This is a genomic window from Streptococcus sp. GMD6S, from assembly GCF_000297015.1.
In genome coordinates this window covers 1-992 of record NZ_AJRH01000390.1, presented here as the reverse complement: position 1 = coordinate 992, position 992 = coordinate 1, and the positions used below count along the sequence as shown (strand labels likewise).

The window sequence follows — 992 nt, the reverse complement described above, 5'->3', positions numbered from 1 at the left end:
AGCAGTCGCAATTTCAATGGCCATAATATACATAGCTCGTTTATCAACAGTGAGAAGGTCAAAGTGGGTAGAAGCTAAACGTAGACAGTCTCCTTTTTCTCGATAGTCTGTTGCTGGATTGTCTTCAAAATCTAATTCAAGATTTTCATATACATGACTCCCAAATTTATTGATAATCCCTTCTTTCAACTGAACATTATTCCATCTATTATCATGCATCCACTTATTCAATTTCAAGTGAATAGTTGGGTCTGTTTTAAATGGGCGAGTATTCCCAAAATAAGAAATATCTACTGTCTTCCCATCTTTAGTATCAAACCACATCCTTTTCGCTAGTTCCATGTAATCAAATGGAATTTCTTTGATGTAATCACCTTTGATGTAAATTCTCACTCGTCTTCCTCGTCGTCATACACACGTTCACCATGGATTTTGATGTATTCTTCACGAAGACGTTCTTCTTCATCCCACAAAGGTTCCTCTACAGGTTTCAAACTTTTCAGTTCCTCCACGCTGATATCGGTTGCTTTATCTTAACTTAGTGATAAGACATCCTTGTGCAACTCCTTAAAAGTCTCTACATCCATCCAGGTCTCCTTGTCATCCTCGCTAATCCGACCATCAATTGCAGAAGCTACCTCGACTGCCATGATATACATAGCTCGTTTATCAACTGTTAACACATCTGTATGAGAGGTTGCGATACGTAGATAATCCCCACGTTCTCTCCACTCTGTAATGAAAGTTTTTTCAAATTCCAATGTTATACTCTCATATTCCAAAGACAACCAAGGATTGCTCGGAATTATAAAAGAAGCTTTATCCCATCTTTCATCAACAGAAGCCCATTTGTGTAACCGAACACCAAAGTAAAAATCATCCTGTAGCATGGCATCATCACCAACATTGGAGAAACTTATTTTCTTGCCTTTCCGTTCCTTAAACCACATCTTCCAAACAAGCTCTCTAGTTGTGAAGTCTATTTTTTTCGT

2 pseudogenes are annotated in these 992 nt (G+C 37.9%); both read right to left on the bottom strand.

Annotated elements, in window-relative coordinates:
- A pseudogene (locus GMD6S_RS11985) lies at positions 1-393 on the bottom strand (hypothetical protein); the annotation flags it as partial.
- Positions 390-992: pseudogene (locus tag GMD6S_RS11980) on the bottom strand (hypothetical protein); the annotation flags it as partial. The pseudogenes GMD6S_RS11980 and GMD6S_RS11985, both read right to left, overlap by 4 nt.